Raw genomic sequence first — 19,189 nt, 5'->3', positions numbered from 1 at the left:
CTTATTAAACTAATTGTTGACTTAGAAGAGAATTGTTATGTCTATTACTAACGAGCAAATCCTAGACGCTATTGCAGAAATGTCTGTAATGCAAGTTGTTGAACTGATCGAAGCAATGGAAGAGAAATTTGGTGTTTCTGCTGCCGCTGCTGTTGTTGCTGGTGGCGCTGCTGCTGGTGGTGAAGCTGCTGCTGAACAAACTGAATTTGACGTTGTCCTAGCTTCTGCTGGCGCGAACAAAGTTTCTGTAATTAAAGCAGTTCGTGGCGCTACAGGTCTGGGTCTGAAAGAAGCGAAAGCTCTTGTTGACGGCGCTCCAGCAGCGATCAAAGAAGGTATTGAGAAAGCAGAAGCTGAAGCTCTTAAAGCACAACTTGAAGAAGCTGGTGCAACTGTTGAGCTTAAGTAATTCTTACTTAATCGCTTAGCCGAAAGGCTAATGGCTGGTGGTTTATTGACCACCGGCCTTTTTGCGCTGTAGGGTGTCGATGAATTTTCCTACTGTTTAGTCATTCGACATCCGTGCAAAAAACGTTTATCTCAACGTGGTTAAACGTCACTACAGTAAACAGTTAGTTAGTCACTGCCGTTTCCCCTTTAATGCAAAGGTGGGCAGTTTGGGTCACTTATCAGCGAGCTGAGGAACCCCATGGTTTACTCCTATACCGAGAAAAAGCGCATCCGCAAGGACTTTGGTACTCGTCCACAAGTGTTGGACATTCCATACCTGCTATCGATCCAGCTCGATTCGTTCGACAAATTTATCGAACAGGATCCTGAAGGACAATATGGTCTAGAGGCTGCTTTTCGTTCTGTGTTTCCTATCCAGAGCTATAATGGCAACTCTGAGCTGCAATACGTTAGCTACCGTCTTGGTGAGCCAGTTTTTGATGTTAAAGAATGTCAAATTCGTGGTGTAACTTATTCAAAACCTCTGCGTGTAAAACTACGCTTGGTTATTTTTGATAAAGACGCACCAGCGGGTACTGTCAAAGATATTAAAGAACAAGAAGTCTACATGGGTGAAATCCCACTCATGACAGATAATGGTACTTTTGTAATTAATGGTACTGAGAGGGTTATCGTATCCCAGCTGCACCGAAGCCCCGGCGTATTCTTCGATAGCGATAAGGGTAAGACCCACTCATCTGGAAAAGTCCTTTATAACGCACGTATCATTCCTTACCGTGGTTCGTGGCTTGATTTCGAATTCGATCCGAAAGATAACTTGTATGTTCGTATCGACCGTCGTCGCAAACTACCAGCTTCTATTATTCTGCGTGCGTTAGGAAAAACAACAGAAGAAATTTTGGATATTTTCTTCGAAAAAATACATTTCGAAGTGAAAGATCAAACGCTGATGATGGCTTTGATTCCTGAACGTTTACGTGGCGAAACTGCCAGCTTCGATATTGAAGCAAACGGAAAGGTTTATATCGAAAAAGGACGTCGCGTTACTGCTCGTCACATTCGTCAGTTGGAAAAAGACGCCGTTGAATTTATCGAAGTACCCGTCGAATATATTGTCGGCAAGGTCACAGCGAAAGATTACGTGAATGAAGCGACGGGAGAGCTGATTATTGCAGCAAACCAAGAGCTGAGTCTTGAAGCGCTAGCAAATCTTTCTCAAGCGGGTTACAAGAAGATTGAGGTTCTATATACCAATGACCTTGATCATGGTTCATTTATGTCAGATACATTGCGTATCGACAGCACGACTGATCGTATTTCAGCACTGGTTGAAATCTATCGAATGATGCGCCCTGGTGAGCCACCAACAAAAGAAGCTGCAGAAACACTGTTTGACAGTCTGTTCTTCTCTGAAGATCGTTATGATCTTTCAACCGTTGGACGGATGAAGTTCAATAGTTCTATTGAGCGGAATGATGCTGAAAATCTCGGGACACTTGATGAATTCGATATCATCGAGGTAATGAGAAAACTGATCGCGATCCGTAATGGTATCGGTGAAGTTGATGATATAGACCACTTGGGTAACCGTCGTATTCGTAGCGTCGGTGAAATGGCTGAAAACCAATTCCGTGTTGGTCTTGTTCGTGTTGAGCGTGCGGTAAAAGAACGTTTAAGTCTGGGTGATCTGGACAACGTGATGCCACAAGATCTGATCAATGCCAAGCCAATTTCGGCAGCAGTGAAAGAGTTCTTCGGTTCTTCTCAGCTATCTCAGTTTATGGACCAGAACAACCCACTGTCAGAAGTAACGCATAAGCGTCGTATTTCTGCTTTAGGTCCTGGTGGTCTGACGCGTGAGCGTGCAGGTTTTGAGGTCCGTGACGTTCACGTGACTCACTATGGACGTTTATGTCCGATTGAAACACCTGAAGGACCAAACATCGGTCTGATCAACTCTTTGTCTGCATTTGCACGTTGTAATGAATATGGTTTCCTTGAAACACCATACCGTCGTGTTGTTGATGGGATTGTTACAGATGACGTGGAATACTTATCTGCGATCGAAGAAGGCCAGTTCGTTATTGCTCAGGCAAACGCTAAACTGACTGACGAAGGGACTTTTGCCGATGAATTGATCACTGCTCGTCAGAAAGGTGAATCAGGTCTGCACCCTCGTGAACACGTCAACTATATGGACGTTGCGACAAACCAAGTTGTATCAATTGCAGCATCGTTAATCCCATTCCTTGAGCACGATGATGCGAACCGTGCCTTGATGGGGGCGAACATGCAACGTCAGGCTGTACCAACCCTTCGTGCTGATAAGCCGTTGGTCGGTACCGGTATTGAACGTAATGTTGCTGTCGACTCGGGTGTAACTGCGGTTGCTAAACGTGGTGGTCATGTTCAGTCTGTAGATGCTTCTCGCATTGTTATCAAAGTCAATGAAGATGAGTTGATTCCGGGTGAAGCAGGGATTGATATCTATAACCTCACCAAATACACGCGTTCTAACCAAAACACATGTATTAACCAGCGTCCTTGCGTGATGCCTGGTGAACCCGTTGCGCGTGGTGATGTGCTTGCTGATGGTCCTTCAACAGATTTAGGTGAACTTGCGCTTGGGCAGAACATGCGTATCGCATTCATGCCTTGGAATGGTTATAACTTCGAGGACTCGATCCTTGTTTCTGAGCGTGTTGTTCAGGAAGATCGGTTTACCACCATTCACATTCAGGAGCTTTCTTGTGTTGCTCGTGATACCAAGCTAGGTGCTGAAGAGATCACTGCGGATATTCCAAATGTTGGTGAAGCCGCTCTGTCCAAATTGGATGAGTCTGGAATTGTCTACATTGGTGCTGAAGTTAAAGGTGGCGACATTCTGGTTGGTAAAGTAACGCCAAAAGGCGAAACACAACTGACACCGGAAGAAAAACTACTCCGAGCGATCTTTGGTGAGAAAGCTTCAGACGTTAAAGATACCTCACTGCGCGTACCAAATTCAGTTTCAGGAACGATTATCGATGTTCAAGTCTTCACGCGTGATGGCGTCGAGAAAGATAAACGTGCACTTGAAATCGAACAGATGCAGTTAAAAGAAGCGAAAAAAGACCTGACAGAAGAGTTCCAAATTCTGGAAGGTGGTTTGCTTGCTCGTGTGAAAGCGGTACTGCTGTCTGGCGGTTATTCTGAAGCGAAACTTCATTCGATTGAACGCAAGAAATGGCTAGAACAAACGCTGGAAGATGATGAGCTTCAGTCACAACTTGAGCAGCTTGCTGAGCAATGGGATGAACTGAAAGCCGATTTCGATAAGAAATTTGAAGCGAAGCGCCGTAAGATCACTCAAGGTGATGACCTTGCCCCAGGTGTTCTGAAAATCGTCAAAGTTTATTTAGCTGTCAAACGTCGTATCCAGCCGGGTGATAAAATGGCCGGTCGTCATGGTAACAAAGGTGTTATCTCCAAGATTAACCCTGTAGAAGATATGCCATATGACGAAAACGGTCGTCCTGTTGATATCGTACTTAACCCACTGGGTGTACCATCACGGATGAACATCGGTCAGATCCTTGAAGTTCACTTAGGTGCAGCTGCGAAGGGGATTGGTGACAAAGTCAACCAGATGGTTAAAGAGCAGCAAGAAATTGCGAAACTACGTGAATTCTTGCAGGAAGTTTATTCGTTGGGTAATGACATTCGTCAGAAAGTGGATATTTCTGCCCTTTCAGATGAAGATATTCGTACGCTAGCGAATAACTTACGCAACGGTCTTCCAGTCGCTACGCCTGTATTCGACGGTGCAACAGAGCCTGAAATCAAGCAACTGCTGAAATTAGCAGATCTGCCTGAATCCGGTCAGTTGACATTGTTTGATGGCCGTACCGGTGATGCTTTTGAGCGTCCGGTTACTGTTGGCTACATGTATATGCTGAAACTGAACCACTTGGTTGACGATAAGATGCATGCTCGTTCTACGGGATCTTATAGCCTTGTAACTCAGCAACCACTTGGTGGTAAAGCTCAGTTCGGTGGCCAGCGATTCGGTGAGATGGAAGTGTGGGCACTTGAAGCTTATGGTGCTGCTTATACACTTCAAGAAATGCTGACGGTGAAATCGGATGACGTGAATGGTCGTACGAAGATGTATAAAAACATCGTAGACGGCAATCACAGCATGGAACCGGGTATGCCTGAATCGTTCAACGTGTTGTTGAAAGAGATTCGCTCACTGGGTATCAACATTGAGCTAGAAGACGAAGAGTAATCCTATTCTTGAGTTATAGAATAGGGTTATCTGGTGGAAAGGCGCGACCTCGCGCCTTTTAACTCCTTACAGGAGCTGATTGTGAAAGACTTATTAAACTTTCTGAAAGCACAGCACAAGACCGAAGAATTTGATGCAATCAAAATCGGCCTTTCTTCACCTGATATGATCCGTTCATGGTCATTTGGTGAAGTGAAAAAACCTGAAACTATCAACTACCGGACGTTCAAACCGGAGCGTGACGGTTTGTTTTGTGCGCGTATTTTTGGTCCGGTAAAAGACTATGAGTGTCTTTGCGGAAAGTACAAGCGTTTGAAACACCGTGGTGTGATTTGTGAAAAATGTGGCGTTGAAGTCACTCAGACTAAAGTTCGCCGTGACCGTATGGGACACATTGAGCTGGCGTCTCCAGTTGCTCACATCTGGTTTCTGAAATCGCTTCCGTCTCGTATCGGCCTGTTAATGGATATGCCGCTACGTGATATTGAGCGTGTGCTTTATTTCGAAATGTATGTCGTTACCGAACCAGGGATGACCGATCTGGAAAAAGGTCAACTGCTGACTGAAGAAGAATATCTGGATCGTCTGGAAGAATGGGGCGACGAATTTACAGCGAAAATGGGCGCAGAAGCCATTAAGGACCTGTTGGGTTCAATGGATATGCACCATGAAACTGAAGTCATGCGTGAAGAGTTAAATACAACAAACTCTGAAACAAAGCGTAAAAAAGTGACGAAGCGTTTGAAGCTGGTTGAAGCCTTTCTTGCTTCAGGAAACAACCCTGAGTGGATGATTCTAACCGTGCTTCCTGTTTTGCCACCGGATTTGCGTCCTTTGGTGCCTTTGGATGGCGGTCGTTTTGCGACCTCTGATCTGAATGATTTATATCGTCGTGTGATTAACCGTAACAACCGTTTGAAGCGTCTGCTTGAGCTTGCTGCTCCGGATATTATTGTCCGTAACGAAAAACGGATGCTACAGGAATCAGTTGATGCATTGTTGGATAACGGACGTCGTGGACGTGCGATTACTGGCTCGAACAAGCGCCCACTGAAATCACTTGCGGATATGATCAAAGGTAAACAAGGTCGTTTCCGTCAAAACCTGCTGGGTAAACGTGTTGACTACTCCGGTCGTTCTGTTATCACCGTAGGTCCATACCTGCGTTTACATCAGTGTGGTCTGCCAAAGAAAATGGCTTTGGAACTGTTTAAACCATTTATCTACAGCAAGTTAGAAACTCGTGGTCTGGCGACAACGATCAAAGCTGCGAAGAAAATGGTTGAGCGTGAAGAGCCGGTCGTATGGGATATTCTGGATGAAGTCATTCGTGAACACCCTGTGCTGCTGAACCGTGCGCCAACACTGCACCGTTTGGGGATTCAGGCTTTTGAACCTGTTTTGATCGAAGGTAAAGCGATTCAGCTACACCCACTTGTGTGTGCGGCTTATAACGCGGACTTCGATGGTGACCAAATGGCGGTTCACGTACCGTTGACACTCGAAGCACAGCTTGAAGCGCGTACGCTGATGATGTCAACCAACAATATTCTGTCGCCAGCATCTGGTGATCCAATCATCGTACCGTCACAGGACGTTGTTTTGGGTCTCTACTATATGACACGTGAAAAGATTAATGCACCGGGCGAGGGAATGTACCTTGCTGGTCCTGAGGAAGCAGAGAAAGCATATCGTACTAAGTCTGCTTCACTCCATGCACGTGTGAAAGTCCGCATCACTGAAACCATTCGTGATGAAGATGGCCGTGAAACAACAGAAACGAAAATGGTTGATACAACCGTCGGTCGTGCAATGTTGTGGCAAATCGTGCCGAGAGGTCTGCCGTATAGCCTGGTCAACCAAAAGCTGGGTAAGAAGCAGATTTCTAATCTGTTAAACGAGGCTTATCGTAAACTGGGTTTGAAAGACACTGTTATCTTCGCTGACCAGATCATGTATACAGGTTTTGCTTATGCAGCATTGTCTGGCGTTTCTGTCGGTATCGACGATATGGTTGTACCGCCAGCGAAATATACGGAGATCTCTGAAGCAGAAGAAGAAGTTCGCGAAATTCAGGAGCAATTCCAATCTGGTCTTGTGACTGCAGGTGAACGTTATAACAAGGTAATTGATATCTGGGCTTCAACCAATGATCGTGTTGCTAAAGCCATGATGGAAAACCTGTCTTCTGAAATTGTTATCAACCGTCAGGGTGATGAAGAGAAGCAAGAGTCATTCAATAGTATTTACATGATGGCTGACTCCGGTGCTCGGGGTTCTGCAGCTCAGATTCGTCAGTTGGCCGGTATGCGTGGTCTGATGGCTCGTCCGGATGGTTCGATCATCGAAACACCGATCACAGCGAACTTTAAAGAAGGCCTGAACGTTCTTCAGTACTTTATTTCAACGCACGGTGCTCGTAAGGGTCTGGCGGATACGGCACTGAAAACTGCGAACTCAGGTTATCTGACTCGTCGTCTGGTTGACGTTGCACAAGACGTTGTTGTCACTGAGCATGACTGTGGTACGCACGAAGGTGTCGAAATGATGCCGCATATCGAAGGTGGTGATGTTAAAGTTGCTTTGACTGAACTTGCTTTGGGTCGTGTGGTTGCAGACGATATTCTCAAGCCTGGAACTGAAGAAATTCTGATTCCTCGTAACACATTGATCGACGAGAAATGGTGTCAGATCATCGATGAAAACTCAGTTGACCAATTGAGAGTTCGTTCCGTTGTAACCTGTGATGCTGACTTCGGCTGTTGTGCTCAATGTTATGGTCGTGATCTAGCGCGTGGTCATCTGGTGAACCAAGGTGAATCTGTTGGGGTTATCGCAGCACAATCTATCGGTGAACCGGGTACTCAGTTAACGATGCGTACGTTCCACATCGGTGGTGCAGCATCGACAGCAGCGGCAGAGAACAGTATTCAGGCGAAGAACAAAGGTTCTGTGAAACTGAATAATGCGAAATTCGTAACCAATAAGAACGGTAAGCTTGTCATTACCTCTCGTGCAACTGAACTGACGATCATCGATGAGTTCGGTCGGACGAAAGAGAAACACAAATTGCCTTATGGTTCCTTGTTGAGCAAAGCTGACGGTGACTTAGTTGACACTGGTGAAGTTGTTGCGAACTGGGAAGCGCACACCCTGCCAATCATTACTGAAGTATCAGGTCGTGTTCAATATGTTGACATGATTGATGGCGTGACGGTTTCTCGTCAAATGGATGACTTAACCGGCCTGTCTTCAAGTGAAGTAACAGAAGCTGCGGCGCGTCCTTCTGCCGGTAAAGATATGCGTCCTGCTATCAAGCTGGTTGATGAGCAAGGCCGTGATGTGATGATTCCTGGTACCGATATGCCAGCACAGTACTTCTTACCGGGTAAAGCAATTGTGAACTTGGAAGATGGTGCGGAAGTTGGTGTCGGTGATACGCTGGCTCGTATTCCTCAGAAATCTGGCGGTAACCGGGACATTACCGGTGGTCTGCCTCGCGTTGCGGATCTGTTTGAAGCACGTAAACCGAAAGAACCTGCGATTCTGGCTGAGCATACTGGTACAGTGTCATTCGGTAAAGAAACGAAAGGTAAGCGCCGTTTGATTATCTCGCGTGAAGGTGGTGATACTTATGAGGAAATGATTCCTAAGCATCGTCAGTTAAACGTGTTTGAAGGTGAGAAAGTCGAGCGTGGTGACGTGATTGCCGACGGTCCAGAGTCTCCGCACGATATCTTGCGTCTGCGTGGTATCCATGCGGTTACACAGTACATTGCGAATGAAGTTCAGGATGTTTATCGCTTACAAGGCGTTAAGATTAATGATAAGCACATTGAGACGATTGTTCGTCAGATGTTACGTAAGTGTACCATTACTTTTGCTGGTGACTCTGAGTTCCTAGCAGGTGAGCAGGTAGAATATTCTCAGGTGAAAATTGCCAACCGCCAATTGGTTGCTGAAGGCAAAGAACCTGCACGTTACGAACGTGAACTGTTAGGTATTACTAAAGCATCTTTGGCAACAGAATCATTCATCTCTGCTGCATCGTTCCAGGAAACGACTCGCGTACTGACAGAAGCTGCGGTTTCTGGTAAGCGTGATGACTTACGTGGCCTGAAAGAGAACGTTATCGTTGGTCGATTGATTCCTGCTGGTACTGGTTTTGCCTACCATCAAGAACGTCATGCAAGACGTGATTCGCAGAAAGAAGGTCCATCCGCTGAACAGGCAACGGACAACTTGGCTGCATTGCTGAATGCTGGTTTTTCGTCTGATGAGTAATCATTGCTAAATATGTAAAAAGGCGCCGTAGGGCGCCTTTTTTATATATCCGTCTGATCTCATTTCATGTGCTTTGAGATGAACAATACAATTGAGTGAGAACTTATGCACCAGGAGGGACAGATAAACTGTCAGCAATCATTTGTATCAGTTCATCTTCAAGTTCAAATCGTGCCTCTAATGTTTCCCCCAAGTGAGATAAATCTCGGTCAAAACTTTCCAAGTGTTCATCATCTCTGATATCCAGGTATTTATCTGCAAAGTTGAGTAGGGGATCGGTTGTCTCAACAATTGAAAAATAAGTTTGGTTGATCTCGTCCGTAGCAGTAAATCCGGTTGATTCCCATTTGGCTTTAACTGTATCGTAGATCTTGAAGTGCCCTGTGGAAATGTAATCGACCAGTTTTTGGCAAAACTCATGAATATCATTGGCTGATGGGAGTTCACTGAGAGCCGCTTTGGAAGTACAGGGCTGCAATGAGGCAAGTTTACAATATTTAACCAATAAAGTTTGTCGGGAGTCTAACCATTGATCAATGACATCACTGGAACCTCCCCATTGCTCTTGTATTCTCTTGAATTTTTTAAGCATGGTCATGCCCTCATGATCTGCTCCCCATAGGGAGATCCTGCTTTGGCAGTTGTGTCTAGAGACACAATATCTTATTCATACGAGAGGGTTATAACATGGTACACTTCCCACTCTGGTATGAAACTAGATTGCCAGTAAAATCGTCAGACTGCAAGGATATAGGAGCGATCATGTTAGAAAATAGTGAAGTCAGAAACGCTTACTGGTGTGTTGTTTCCGGAAGTGAACTCTGGACTGTGAATCATATGCTCCCCTTTGGAACGGCAGAGCATTGGTCTCTTCCTGAAGATAAAGCAGTCAAGATAGCAGAATGTGACGGACACCCAGTTTTTTGGTTGAATGAAGCAGATTTGGACCAACGTCTGCCAATGTCATCACTGAGAACATTGCTGAATGTTTCTGAATCACTGTTCCTTGCTGCAAGTAAGGCTGTCCAGTATGGTCATATGACTCAGACACAGCGTTTCTGCGCACAATGTGGCGGGCGGAATTATTTTCATCATCGCGAGCTAGCAATGCAGTGCCATGAGTGCCGGACAATTCATTATCCCCGTATCTTTCCTTGTATTATTGTTGCTGTACGTCGTGATAATGAAATTCTTTTGGCACAACATGCCCGTCATCAGGGGGGGATGTATACTGTCATCGCCGGATTTGTTGAGGCCGGAGAAACATTGGAGCAGACCGTGGCTCGGGAAATTTTTGAAGAGACGGGTATCCAAGTAAAGAATATCCGATATTTCGGTAGTCAACCCTGGGCTTTCCCTTCAAGTATGATGGTCGCTTTTCTAGCTGATTATGCATCAGGAGATATCTTGATCGATGAACATGAAATCAGTCATGCGAGCTGGTTTTCTCCGCAAAATATGCCGGAGGTTGCGCCGGAAGGGACGATTGCCAGAGCATTGATAGAGCAGACGTTAGCGGATATTCGTACGGGCAGTGTTTTGTCACTATGATAAAAAAAACCTCCGCATAAACGGAGGGGTAAGTAAGATGTCGTTATGAGATGTTGAGTAGCAAGTACTCTGTTTATTATTATTAATAATTTTCATTATTGAACAAATTTTTAACACTTAAGCTGAGTTGTTGCAAACAATCTGATTTTCTTTTCGTCTGGAACATGATCTCGCTTGCAAAGAATTAAAAAATTGCACTGATATAAGCAGTGATAAAAGCCCTGATTTGGAAGATAAAAAATGACTGAATTAAAGAATGATCGTTATCTGCGTGCGCTGTTGAAGCAATCTGTTGATAGAACGCCGATATGGATGATGCGCCAGGCAGGGCGTTATCTCCCGGAGTACCGTGAAGTGAGAGCTCAGGCCGGGGATTTTATGACTTTATGTAAAAATCCTGAATTGGCTTCAGAAGTCACGTTGCAACCGCTACGTCGCTTTCCTCTTGATGCCGCGATTCTGTTTTCTGATATTTTGACAATTCCTGATGCAATGGGACTCGGGCTCTATTTTGAAGCGGGAGAAGGTCCCAAATTTACCCATCCAATCCAATCTCGGGCTGACGTGAATAAAATCGGCATTCCTGATCCAGAGAGTGAATTACAGTATGTAATGAATGCTGTGCGACAAATTCGCCATGATTTACAAGGCTCAGTTCCGTTAATCGGCTTCTCCGGTAGCCCGTGGACCCTCGCGACTTATATGGTAGAAGGCGGTAGTTCGAAGGCGTTTACCAAAATTAAGAAGATGATGTACGCAGAGCCAGAGACGTTACATGCGCTACTCGATAAACTTGCTGACAGCGTTATTTTATATCTGAACGCCCAAATTAAAGCAGGTGCTCAGTCAGTGATGGTGTTTGATACGTGGGGAGGCGTACTGACGCCACGGGATTATCGTGATTTTTCGCTTCAATATATGCATAAAATTGTCGATGGTTTGATCAAAGAACATGATGGTTATAAAGTACCGGTCACGCTGTTCACCAAAAATGGTGGCATGTGGTTGGAACAGATTGCTGCAACTGGTTGTGATGCGATTGGACTTGATTGGACAATCAATATTGAAGATGCAAAAGCCCGTGTCGGTGGGCAAGTTGCTTTACAGGGCAATATGGATCCTTCAATGTTGTATGCGCCAGCACCGCAAATTCGTGATGAAGTTGCACAAATACTGGCAGGATTTGGTGAGGGAAGTGGACATGTCTTCAATTTGGGGCATGGTATTCACTTAGATGTGCCGCCTGACAATGTTGATGTTTTTGTGAATGCCGTTCATGAGTTGTCAGCCCCTTACCACAAATAGTCTCAACTCATTATGGGTCTGCTTCTTTTGAGACCATGATAAAAACGTGTAGAACTTGGTCAGATAATGCCTGATATGAAAACGAAAGATCGAATTATTTTTGCAGCGCTGGAGCTTTTTAACGAACGGGGGGAACGTACGGTTACAACAAACCATATTTCCGCTCATATCCAAATCAGCCCAGGGAATTTATATTATCATTTTCGGAATAAGCAAGAGATTATCAGAGCAATTTTTGAGCTTTACTCCAGTGAATTGCTCGAACGCTTTGCGCCGCCTCATGGGCATAAAGAGAGTCTGTCGCTTCTGAAACATTATTTAGATTCCATTTTCACACTGATGTGGAAATACCGTTTTTTTTACGCGAATTTACCGGAAATTCTCCAAAGAGATGAGGTATTACATAGTTCTTATATTCGTGTTCAGGAAAAACTAAGACATAATTTGGTGAGTATTGTCAGTCGGTTCATCGAGATCGAGTTGATTGAGATACCGGAGTCTGAGATGGAATCTTTTGTCACGACGCTCCATATGATTACAGCGAATTGGTTGAGTTATCGTGCCGCGATGTCACAAAAAGCTCAGGTGACTGAAGAAGTCATTCATCAAGGCATGTTACATGTGATTGCTGTCGTTAAGCCGAGAGCGACAATCGGTGGTGCAGAACAGTTGCAGATACTAGAAGAAGGCGTCAGAGCGATGCATCCTGAATAAATATCATCTGATAGTTTAGAATCCCCAGCATTGGTGCAAAAGTCAGTGCCGGGGATTTTTTATTGTGTGGCAAACGTGTTCTATTGCAACCAGCGGAGTGGATTCGAAGCCTTACTATTTCTACGGACTTCAAAGTAGAGTGAGGAAACCGGTTGGCCCCCCGTATCGCCTGCTAGGGCGATGGTTTCTCCGGCTCTCACTTTATCGCCTTCTTTTTTGAGTAGCGTTTGGTTGAAACCATACAATGTCATATCGCCTTTACCGTGGTCGATTAAGACGACGAGCCCATACCCACGTAGATAATCAGAGAAAACGACACTCCCGGAGTAAACTGCTTTGACGGGTTGCCCGTATGCAGCATTGATGACAATCCCTTTCCACTTAATCTGGCCTGTTTGGTGTGTGCCGAAACGGTGTAATAATTTCCCTTTGATTGGCCAAGGGAGTTTTCCTCTTTGTCGGGCAAAACCATCCATCGGTACTTGGCTGCGCTTCGCGGCTTTAGCAATTTCTGCTTTGAGCCTTGATTCATTGCGCTGTAATTCTGCCAGGTAATTTTTATCACCGGATATTTGAGAGCGGATTTTATTGACTGTATTTTTGCGCTTTCGCTGGGTTTGCTGAAGCTGATTACGCTTTTGGGTCTGCTGGGAAAGGAGAGATTGGATCTGTTCCTGTTCTTGCGTGAGTTGTCGTTCATGTTGAGCTAACTGCTGCTTTGTTTGCTCTAGTTCATTAATTGTCTCTGAACGTGCTTGTGCTAGATGCTGATAATATTGGCTGATACGATCTTCATCGGCATCATCTTTCAGGAGACCGGACAAATGATTCGATTGTCGCGTGATGTAATAGGTATGTAGCAGCCGCTTTAATCGTTCTGACTGATCTTCTTTTTGTTGTGCCAGTGCTTTGATGCGTTCTTTTAACTGGGACAGGTTGTGAGTTGAACGATTGAGCTGACTTTGGGTCTGGGAGATTTGTTTCTCTAATGAACTTATCTCCAGTTCTTGGCTCTTGAGCGTGTTTTGTAAGTTATCCAGCTGTTTTGTTTGAGAATCAAGCGACTGTTGCTGGCGAGATATTTCATTCTTAACTCCCTGCAACTCTTGTTTCGATGCTGCATAACTGTCAAGGTGGAATAACAGGGTAAGGAGTAAAATACTAATATGACGCGGTTTTAAATAACGCGAAAGTGTGAAAGATCGAATCGTCAAAAACGGCACCATGCTCTTGTATCATGCTTAATTGAAGAAGATGCCTCTCAGTATACAGAAACAATGAAGTGCCTCGACACTGAAATGTAAAAAACTTTCTCTGGCTCTAAAAATAAACAGCCCTATATGTTGTATATAGGGCTGCTGTTTTTATTATGTTTGATTTGAGTAATCAGATCGTCAAATCTTAAAACAAGACTTTTCCGGACATTTCGTCAGGAATTTCCATCTCTGTCAGAGCAAGCATGGTTGGTGCCAGATCAGAAAGTTTGCCGTCGTCTTTGAATTGGATTGCCTGATTACCCACATAGATCAGCGGTACAGGCAGGTTGGTATGTGCTGTATGTGTCCCACCGGTTTCTGGGTTAACCATCATCTCAGCATTACCATGGTCTGCAGTAATAAGCAGTTGGCCATTGACTTCTTTGATCGCTTCAACAACACGACCGATACATTTATCGACAGCTTCACAAGCTTGAACTGCTGCATCGTAAACGCCGGTATGACCAACCATATCGCCGTTCGGATAATTACAAATAATGGCGTCATATTTACCAGAGCGGATTGCTGCAACCAGCTTGTCGGTTAGCTCTTCAGAACTCATTTCTGGCTGTAGATCGTAAGTCGCAACTTTTGGTGAGGCAACGAGTTGACGCTCTTCACCTTCAAATTCGTTTTCGATACCACCATTGAAGAAGAAGGTCACGTGTGCGTATTTCTCTGTTTCAGAAATCCGGAGTTGAGTTTTTCCTGATTTCGACAGCCACTCACCGTAGGTATTGTTCAACGACTCTGGTGGATAAGCACAGTTGAGCGGGATATCCGCTGCGTATTGTGTCAGCATCACAAGCTCAGCCGCCGGGAATTTTTCCCGTTCAAAACCGGCGAAGTCAGCAACAAACGTCCGTGTGATTTCACGGGCACGGTCAGCGCGATAGTTCATAAAGATAATCGTGTCACCGTCTTCGACTGCAGCCGATGCTTCTCCGTCAGCTTGAATGACCGTTGCCTGAACAAACTCATCATTTTCTTCACGGGCATAGGCAGCTTCGAGACCAGCCACTGCGCTGTCGTAAGTGAACTCGCTTTTTGCCTGCGTTAGCAGGTCATAGGCTTTTTGTACTCGATCCCAGTTGTTGTCACGATCCATTGCATAATAGCGTCCGACTAAGGAAGCGATCCGGCCTTTACCGAGCTTCGCGAATAGTTCGTCAAAACGTTTTAGTGAATCTTCAGCACTGCGTGGCGGTGTATCTCGTCCATCGAGGAAACAGTGCAGATAGATTTTTTCTGCACCGCGTTCCGCTGCCAGTTCAACAGCAGCATAGATATGATCTTCGTGAGAGTGAACACCACCCGGAGACATCAATCCCATCAGATGAACTGCTTTTCCTGCCGCAACGGCTTTATCAATTGCAGCAACTAATGTTTCATTGGTTTGGAATTCACCGTCGGCAATCGCTTTAGTAATCCGAGTCAAATCTTGGTAAACAACCCGTCCGGCACCAATATTGGTATGACCAACTTCTGAATTCCCCATTTGACCATCGGGCAGGCCCACATCCAGACCGGAAGCCGAGATTAATGTATGAGGATTGTTGGCAACCAGATTATCCAGTACAGGGGTTTTCGCGTTGTTGATAGCGTTACTTGCGTTGTCTTCACGGTAACCCCAACCGTCAAGAATGACCAGAGCCATTGGCTGCTTTGATGACATAGTGATACCTCGTCAAATTCAAATATCTAAATGAAAAACTAACGTAATTTTACTACATTTTACACGGTGTGATGAGGGTTAAGATCAATGATTCTCCCTATCAATTCCATCCATAGTACCTTACAGATAATAAATCACACTATTTTATTTTGCTGTCTTTGTACCGCCTGAGTGCACCAGAATTAGTACACCAACATACCCGTTCCGAGAACGGCAATGATGGCGCCACCCCAAGCAAATCGGTTCGGGCGTTGTTTGGTATAAAACCATAAGATCGGTAGCAACATAATCGGAGTGGTTGATGAAAGTAATGCAACCATGCCCACGTTTCCGTCTCGGAGCGCGTATAAAATCAGTGTCATTCCCAGCGCCATCGCAAGGAAAGCATTGAGTAAAGTTGTAGAAAATATTTTACGATTCATCGCCTGAGTTGGTCTTGCGATCCGGGCACCGGATAGAAATAAAACACTGTGTGCAATAAAGGCTGAAATCATACGTAGTGCAGAAGCGGCAATTGGATCAACCGATGTCTGCATTACCGGTTTGGCTAAAATACCGCCGAGAGCCTGACACAGTGCTGCGAGTAGTCCCAATGCGATTGCAATCCATACCTTGCCATGAATCATTTCAAGTGTGCCGGGTTGAGCTTTACGGAAAAATATGGCGATTACAACACCACTAAAGACGAGCACTGAACCAAGAAACTCTCCGGTGGTCATAGTTTCCTGAAACAGGAAATAGCCGAGAATGGCAGAGAACACCGCATGGCAAGAGAAGAGTAGCCCTGCTTGCCTCGGGCCCATGCGGTTCATGCAAGCGAACAGCGCAGTATCGCCGATGAAGATACCGATTAACCCGGATAACATCATCGGGATGATGTGTATGGATTCGACCGTGGCCCACCCTTGGGTGAACCAAGCAAACAATCCCAACATGAGGGATGTACAACCCATGCGCCAACGACTATAGGAAAATGTGCCCAGGTGTCGTGCCGGAGTCACAGACAATATACTGGCGATAGCCCATAAAAAAGCTGCAGCAAGTGCTAACCACTCGTAACCCATAGATGTATCTCTATATCGAAAGTCGCAAAAACAGCGCATCAATATGCCTGAAGCGGATATGAAAACAAAGTAGTTTATAAGGTTTATTTCAAAGCGTTTTTAAGGAGCTTGAGATAGTGGTGCATCACTCAGTTGACGTGTTACTCACAAGCAAAAGTAACACGTTTCTGAGGAGAACTATCATATACCCAAATAGGGCGTATTGTATGTCAGGTGAGTATCCAAGTCGTGGTATAGACGATGAGCAAACCAATGATACCAATGAGTGCTCCGATTTTCGCCATGTCTTTACTTTCGATTAAACCTGTGGAGTAAGCCAGTGAATTGGGTGGTGTAGAAACCGGCAGGATCATCCCTAATGAGGCGGAGAATGCAACCACCACGAGCAGTCCTTGTAATCCACCGATTGCTTGCAGGCTGGTCATTGAACTACCGATAGCTGCGGCGATTGGCATTAATAAGTTGGCTGTCGCGGTATTCGACATGAAGTTTGCCATCAGCCAGCAAACCAGAGATAACGAAATGACCACTGACATTGGAGATAGACTTTGATAATTGATTGAGTGAGCTAATGCTTTGGCAAGTCCTGTTTCTTCCAACCCGATGCCAATCGCGATCCCCCCTGCGACCAGCCAGAGCACATCCCAGTTAATTTGCTTTAGCTCTTCCTTGCCCATGATTCCGGTTAGGGTGAAAACCGCCAGTGGGATAATTGCGACGACATAGGTGTTCATGCCGTGTAGTGATGTCGTCATCCACAATAGAATGGTGACAGCGAAAGTAATATAAACAGTCATTGCACGCCATGTTGTTTTAAATCGTCCCTCTAGATTCAGTGTCAGATGGCTTTGAGAAGATGGAAAAAACTTTTGTAGTAAAAACCATGCAATTGTCATCTGTATCAGTACGAATGGTAGTCCCATGAGCAGCCAAGACAGAAAGCTAATGCTATTTTCTCCGGTCAGGTATTGGAGTGCGATTGCGTTGGGTGGTGTACCGATCGGTGTGGCGATCCCCCCCGTATTGGCGGCTATCGGAATACAGAGTACCAACGCTTTGATGCCTTTATCTCCCGGTTGGGCGGACGCAACAATTGGTCCCAGTAGTGCAAGCATCATGACCGTTGTCGCTGTGTTGGACATAAACATCGAGAAACAGGCGGTAATGAGCATCAGCCCGAGCATGATGAATTTAGGCTGTGTTCCGAATGGTTTTAGCAGCACGCGTGCCAGGTTATTGTCTAGCTCATACTTAGAGGCAGCAATCGCCAGTGCAAACCCTCCCATGAATAATATGATGATCGGTGAAGAAAAAGCACTGAATATGTCGGTGTAAGGGATCAGTTCGCCAAATGTATGGCCTTCCGGTGGCTTGCGAAACCAATGTAAGCCCTTATTTGAAATCATAATCAGTTCAAGCGTGATGATCAGAATCGAGGTTGCGAATACAGGGACAGGCTCCAGTATCCACAAGAGGGCTGCCAGTAAGAAAATAGCCAGTAGTCGATGCTGGATCAGCGTCATTTCCGGAATGGGTATCGCATCAATCGGTATCCAGAGCAAAATGAGTGGCGGCAGAAAGCAGAAAAGCAGTTTGGTGAGTTGGTTGAGATCGATTTTTTTCATAAACGACACCCATATTTAGAATCTACGTATTAGGATAATTTATAGACGGGAATCGGTCTTAGAGAGAGTTAATGTTTTTGAGCATAGGTATGAGAAAAATGATGTCTGGGGGGAGGGTTGCGCTCGCGATTGATGTCGCAACCCTGGGGATTACTATTTCCGATGGGCATATACATCGCCCATTAACGTGGGCAGTGTTATATCCATTGCATCATCAAAACGGATTTGATCTTTTGCAAATAAGTTAATCACAGTAGAGCCGAGTTTGAAGCGTCCCATTTCTTGGCCTTTCTTCAGATGAACCGCTTTATCTCCTTCCGATGGATAATCCCAACGATAAATCGAATTGCCTCGTGGCGGTGTAATACAACCATCCCAGACACACTCAATACTGCCGACGATGGTTGCACCAACCAGAACCTGAGCCAAAGGACCGAATGGCGTATCAAATATACAGACGACACGTTCATTCCGGGCAAATAGATTTGGTACATTTTCAGCGGTGAGTGGATTGACCGAAAATAAATCGCCAGGGATGTAAATCATTTGTCGCAAGACACCATCACAAGGCATATGAACGCGGTGATAATCTCGTGGTGATAAATACAATGTTGCGAATCCACCGCCTGCAAACTGCTCTGCTAGTTCAGGATCTCCGCCAAGTAGTTCCAGTGTGGAATAAGTATGGCCTTTTGCCTGAATGAGTTGTCCGTCCATGATCGGGCCAAACTGACTGATACAAGCATCAGCAGGGTAGACTAAGACATCGTCTCCTTCTGCTATCGGTCTGGCGTCCGGTTTGAGTACACGAACAAAGAAATCATTGAAGGTTTTAAAATGAGTCGGATCCGTATGCAAGGCCTCATGCATGTTGACTTGATAGTGTTTGATAAACCAGCGGATAACCGAAGTCGTCAGAATCCCGGCTTTTGCGGCAGCAAGTTTCCCCATCAGTCGTGTTAGCGCATGTTGAGGTAACCAGTATTGTAATCCAATTTTAAATTTATCCATGGTTTTCATTCAGTCTCATCGAC

General features: G+C 45.2%; 12 protein-coding genes. 6 read left to right on the top strand and 6 right to left on the bottom strand.

Features of this window, described 5'->3' with window-relative positions:
- The first annotated feature begins 37 nt into the window (after positions 1 to 37).
- The 3 genes from rplL (at position 38) to rpoC (ending at position 8,965) form a co-directional block, all read left to right on the top strand.
- Entirely contained in the window at positions 38 to 409 is a 372-nt protein-coding gene (rplL, locus tag MKS89_RS14115; protein WP_021021751.1) for a 50S ribosomal protein L7/L12, read from the top strand.
- Positions 410 to 649: 240 nt separating this feature from the next.
- Positions 650 to 4,681 (top strand): DNA-directed RNA polymerase subunit beta, encoded by a 4,032-nt coding sequence (gene rpoB / locus MKS89_RS14110; RefSeq protein WP_072963394.1) that lies wholly within the window; start codon positions 650 to 652, stop codon positions 4,679 to 4,681.
- An 81-nt stretch (positions 4,682 to 4,762) separates the two neighbouring features.
- Positions 4,763 to 8,965: a DNA-directed RNA polymerase subunit beta' gene (rpoC, locus tag MKS89_RS14105; RefSeq protein WP_072963391.1), complete on the top strand. Its 4,203-nt coding sequence runs from the start codon at positions 4,763 to 4,765 to the stop codon at positions 8,963 to 8,965.
- A 103-nt stretch (positions 8,966 to 9,068) separates the two neighbouring features.
- On the opposite strand, the gene MKS89_RS14100 is transcribed toward rpoC, so the two are convergent.
- Positions 9,069 to 9,563 (bottom strand): Rsd/AlgQ family anti-sigma factor, encoded by a 495-nt coding sequence (locus MKS89_RS14100; protein ID WP_072963388.1) that lies wholly within the window; start codon positions 9,561 to 9,563, stop codon positions 9,069 to 9,071.
- Positions 9,564 to 9,727: 164 nt separating this feature from the next.
- Here MKS89_RS14100 and nudC point away from each other — a divergent pair, with 164 nt between their 5' ends.
- From nudC to MKS89_RS14085, 3 genes are all read left to right on the top strand, one after another.
- Positions 9,728 to 10,516, top strand: coding sequence for an NAD(+) diphosphatase (gene nudC, locus MKS89_RS14095; protein ID WP_072963386.1), 789 nt, complete (start codon positions 9,728 to 9,730; stop codon positions 10,514 to 10,516).
- 240 nt (positions 10,517 to 10,756) lie between these two features.
- Positions 10,757 to 11,821, top strand: coding sequence for a uroporphyrinogen decarboxylase (hemE, locus tag MKS89_RS14090; protein WP_072963383.1), 1,065 nt, complete (start codon positions 10,757 to 10,759; stop codon positions 11,819 to 11,821).
- A gap of 75 nt (positions 11,822 to 11,896) precedes the next feature.
- A complete protein-coding gene (locus MKS89_RS14085; RefSeq protein ID WP_072963411.1) occupies positions 11,897 to 12,535 on the top strand; it encodes a TetR/AcrR family transcriptional regulator in 639 nt (212 codons plus the stop codon).
- Positions 12,536 to 12,615: 80 nt separating this feature from the next.
- On the opposite strand, the gene MKS89_RS14080 is transcribed toward MKS89_RS14085, so the two are convergent.
- From MKS89_RS14080 to asd, 5 genes are all read right to left on the bottom strand, one after another.
- A complete protein-coding gene (locus MKS89_RS14080; protein WP_083571276.1) occupies positions 12,616 to 13,761 on the bottom strand; it encodes a murein hydrolase activator EnvC family protein in 1,146 nt (381 codons plus the stop codon).
- Positions 13,762 to 13,936: 175 nt separating this feature from the next.
- The gene (gene gpmM / locus MKS89_RS14075; RefSeq protein ID WP_072963380.1) at positions 13,937 to 15,466 is read right to left on the bottom strand and encodes a 2,3-bisphosphoglycerate-independent phosphoglycerate mutase; all 1,530 of its coding nucleotides are present in this window, start codon (positions 15,464 to 15,466) and stop codon (positions 13,937 to 13,939) included.
- Positions 15,467 to 15,648: 182 nt separating this feature from the next.
- A complete protein-coding gene (locus MKS89_RS14070) occupies positions 15,649 to 16,530 on the bottom strand; it encodes a DMT family transporter (protein WP_072963378.1) in 882 nt (293 codons plus the stop codon).
- 209 nt (positions 16,531 to 16,739) lie between these two features.
- Positions 16,740 to 18,155, bottom strand: coding sequence for an SLC13 family permease (locus MKS89_RS14065; RefSeq protein ID WP_072963375.1), 1,416 nt, complete (start codon positions 18,153 to 18,155; stop codon positions 16,740 to 16,742).
- Positions 18,156 to 18,308: 153 nt separating this feature from the next.
- Positions 18,309 to 19,166, bottom strand: coding sequence for an archaetidylserine decarboxylase (asd, locus tag MKS89_RS14060; protein WP_072963405.1), 858 nt, complete (start codon positions 19,164 to 19,166; stop codon positions 18,309 to 18,311).
- Positions 19,167 to 19,189 lie beyond the last annotated feature (23 nt).

It is taken from the genome of Vibrio gazogenes (assembly GCF_023920225.1).
GTDB lineage: Bacteria > Pseudomonadota > Gammaproteobacteria > Enterobacterales > Vibrionaceae > Vibrio > Vibrio gazogenes.
The sequence above is the reverse complement of the archived record's forward strand: the minus strand, read 5'-3'. Positions and strand labels throughout refer to the sequence as shown.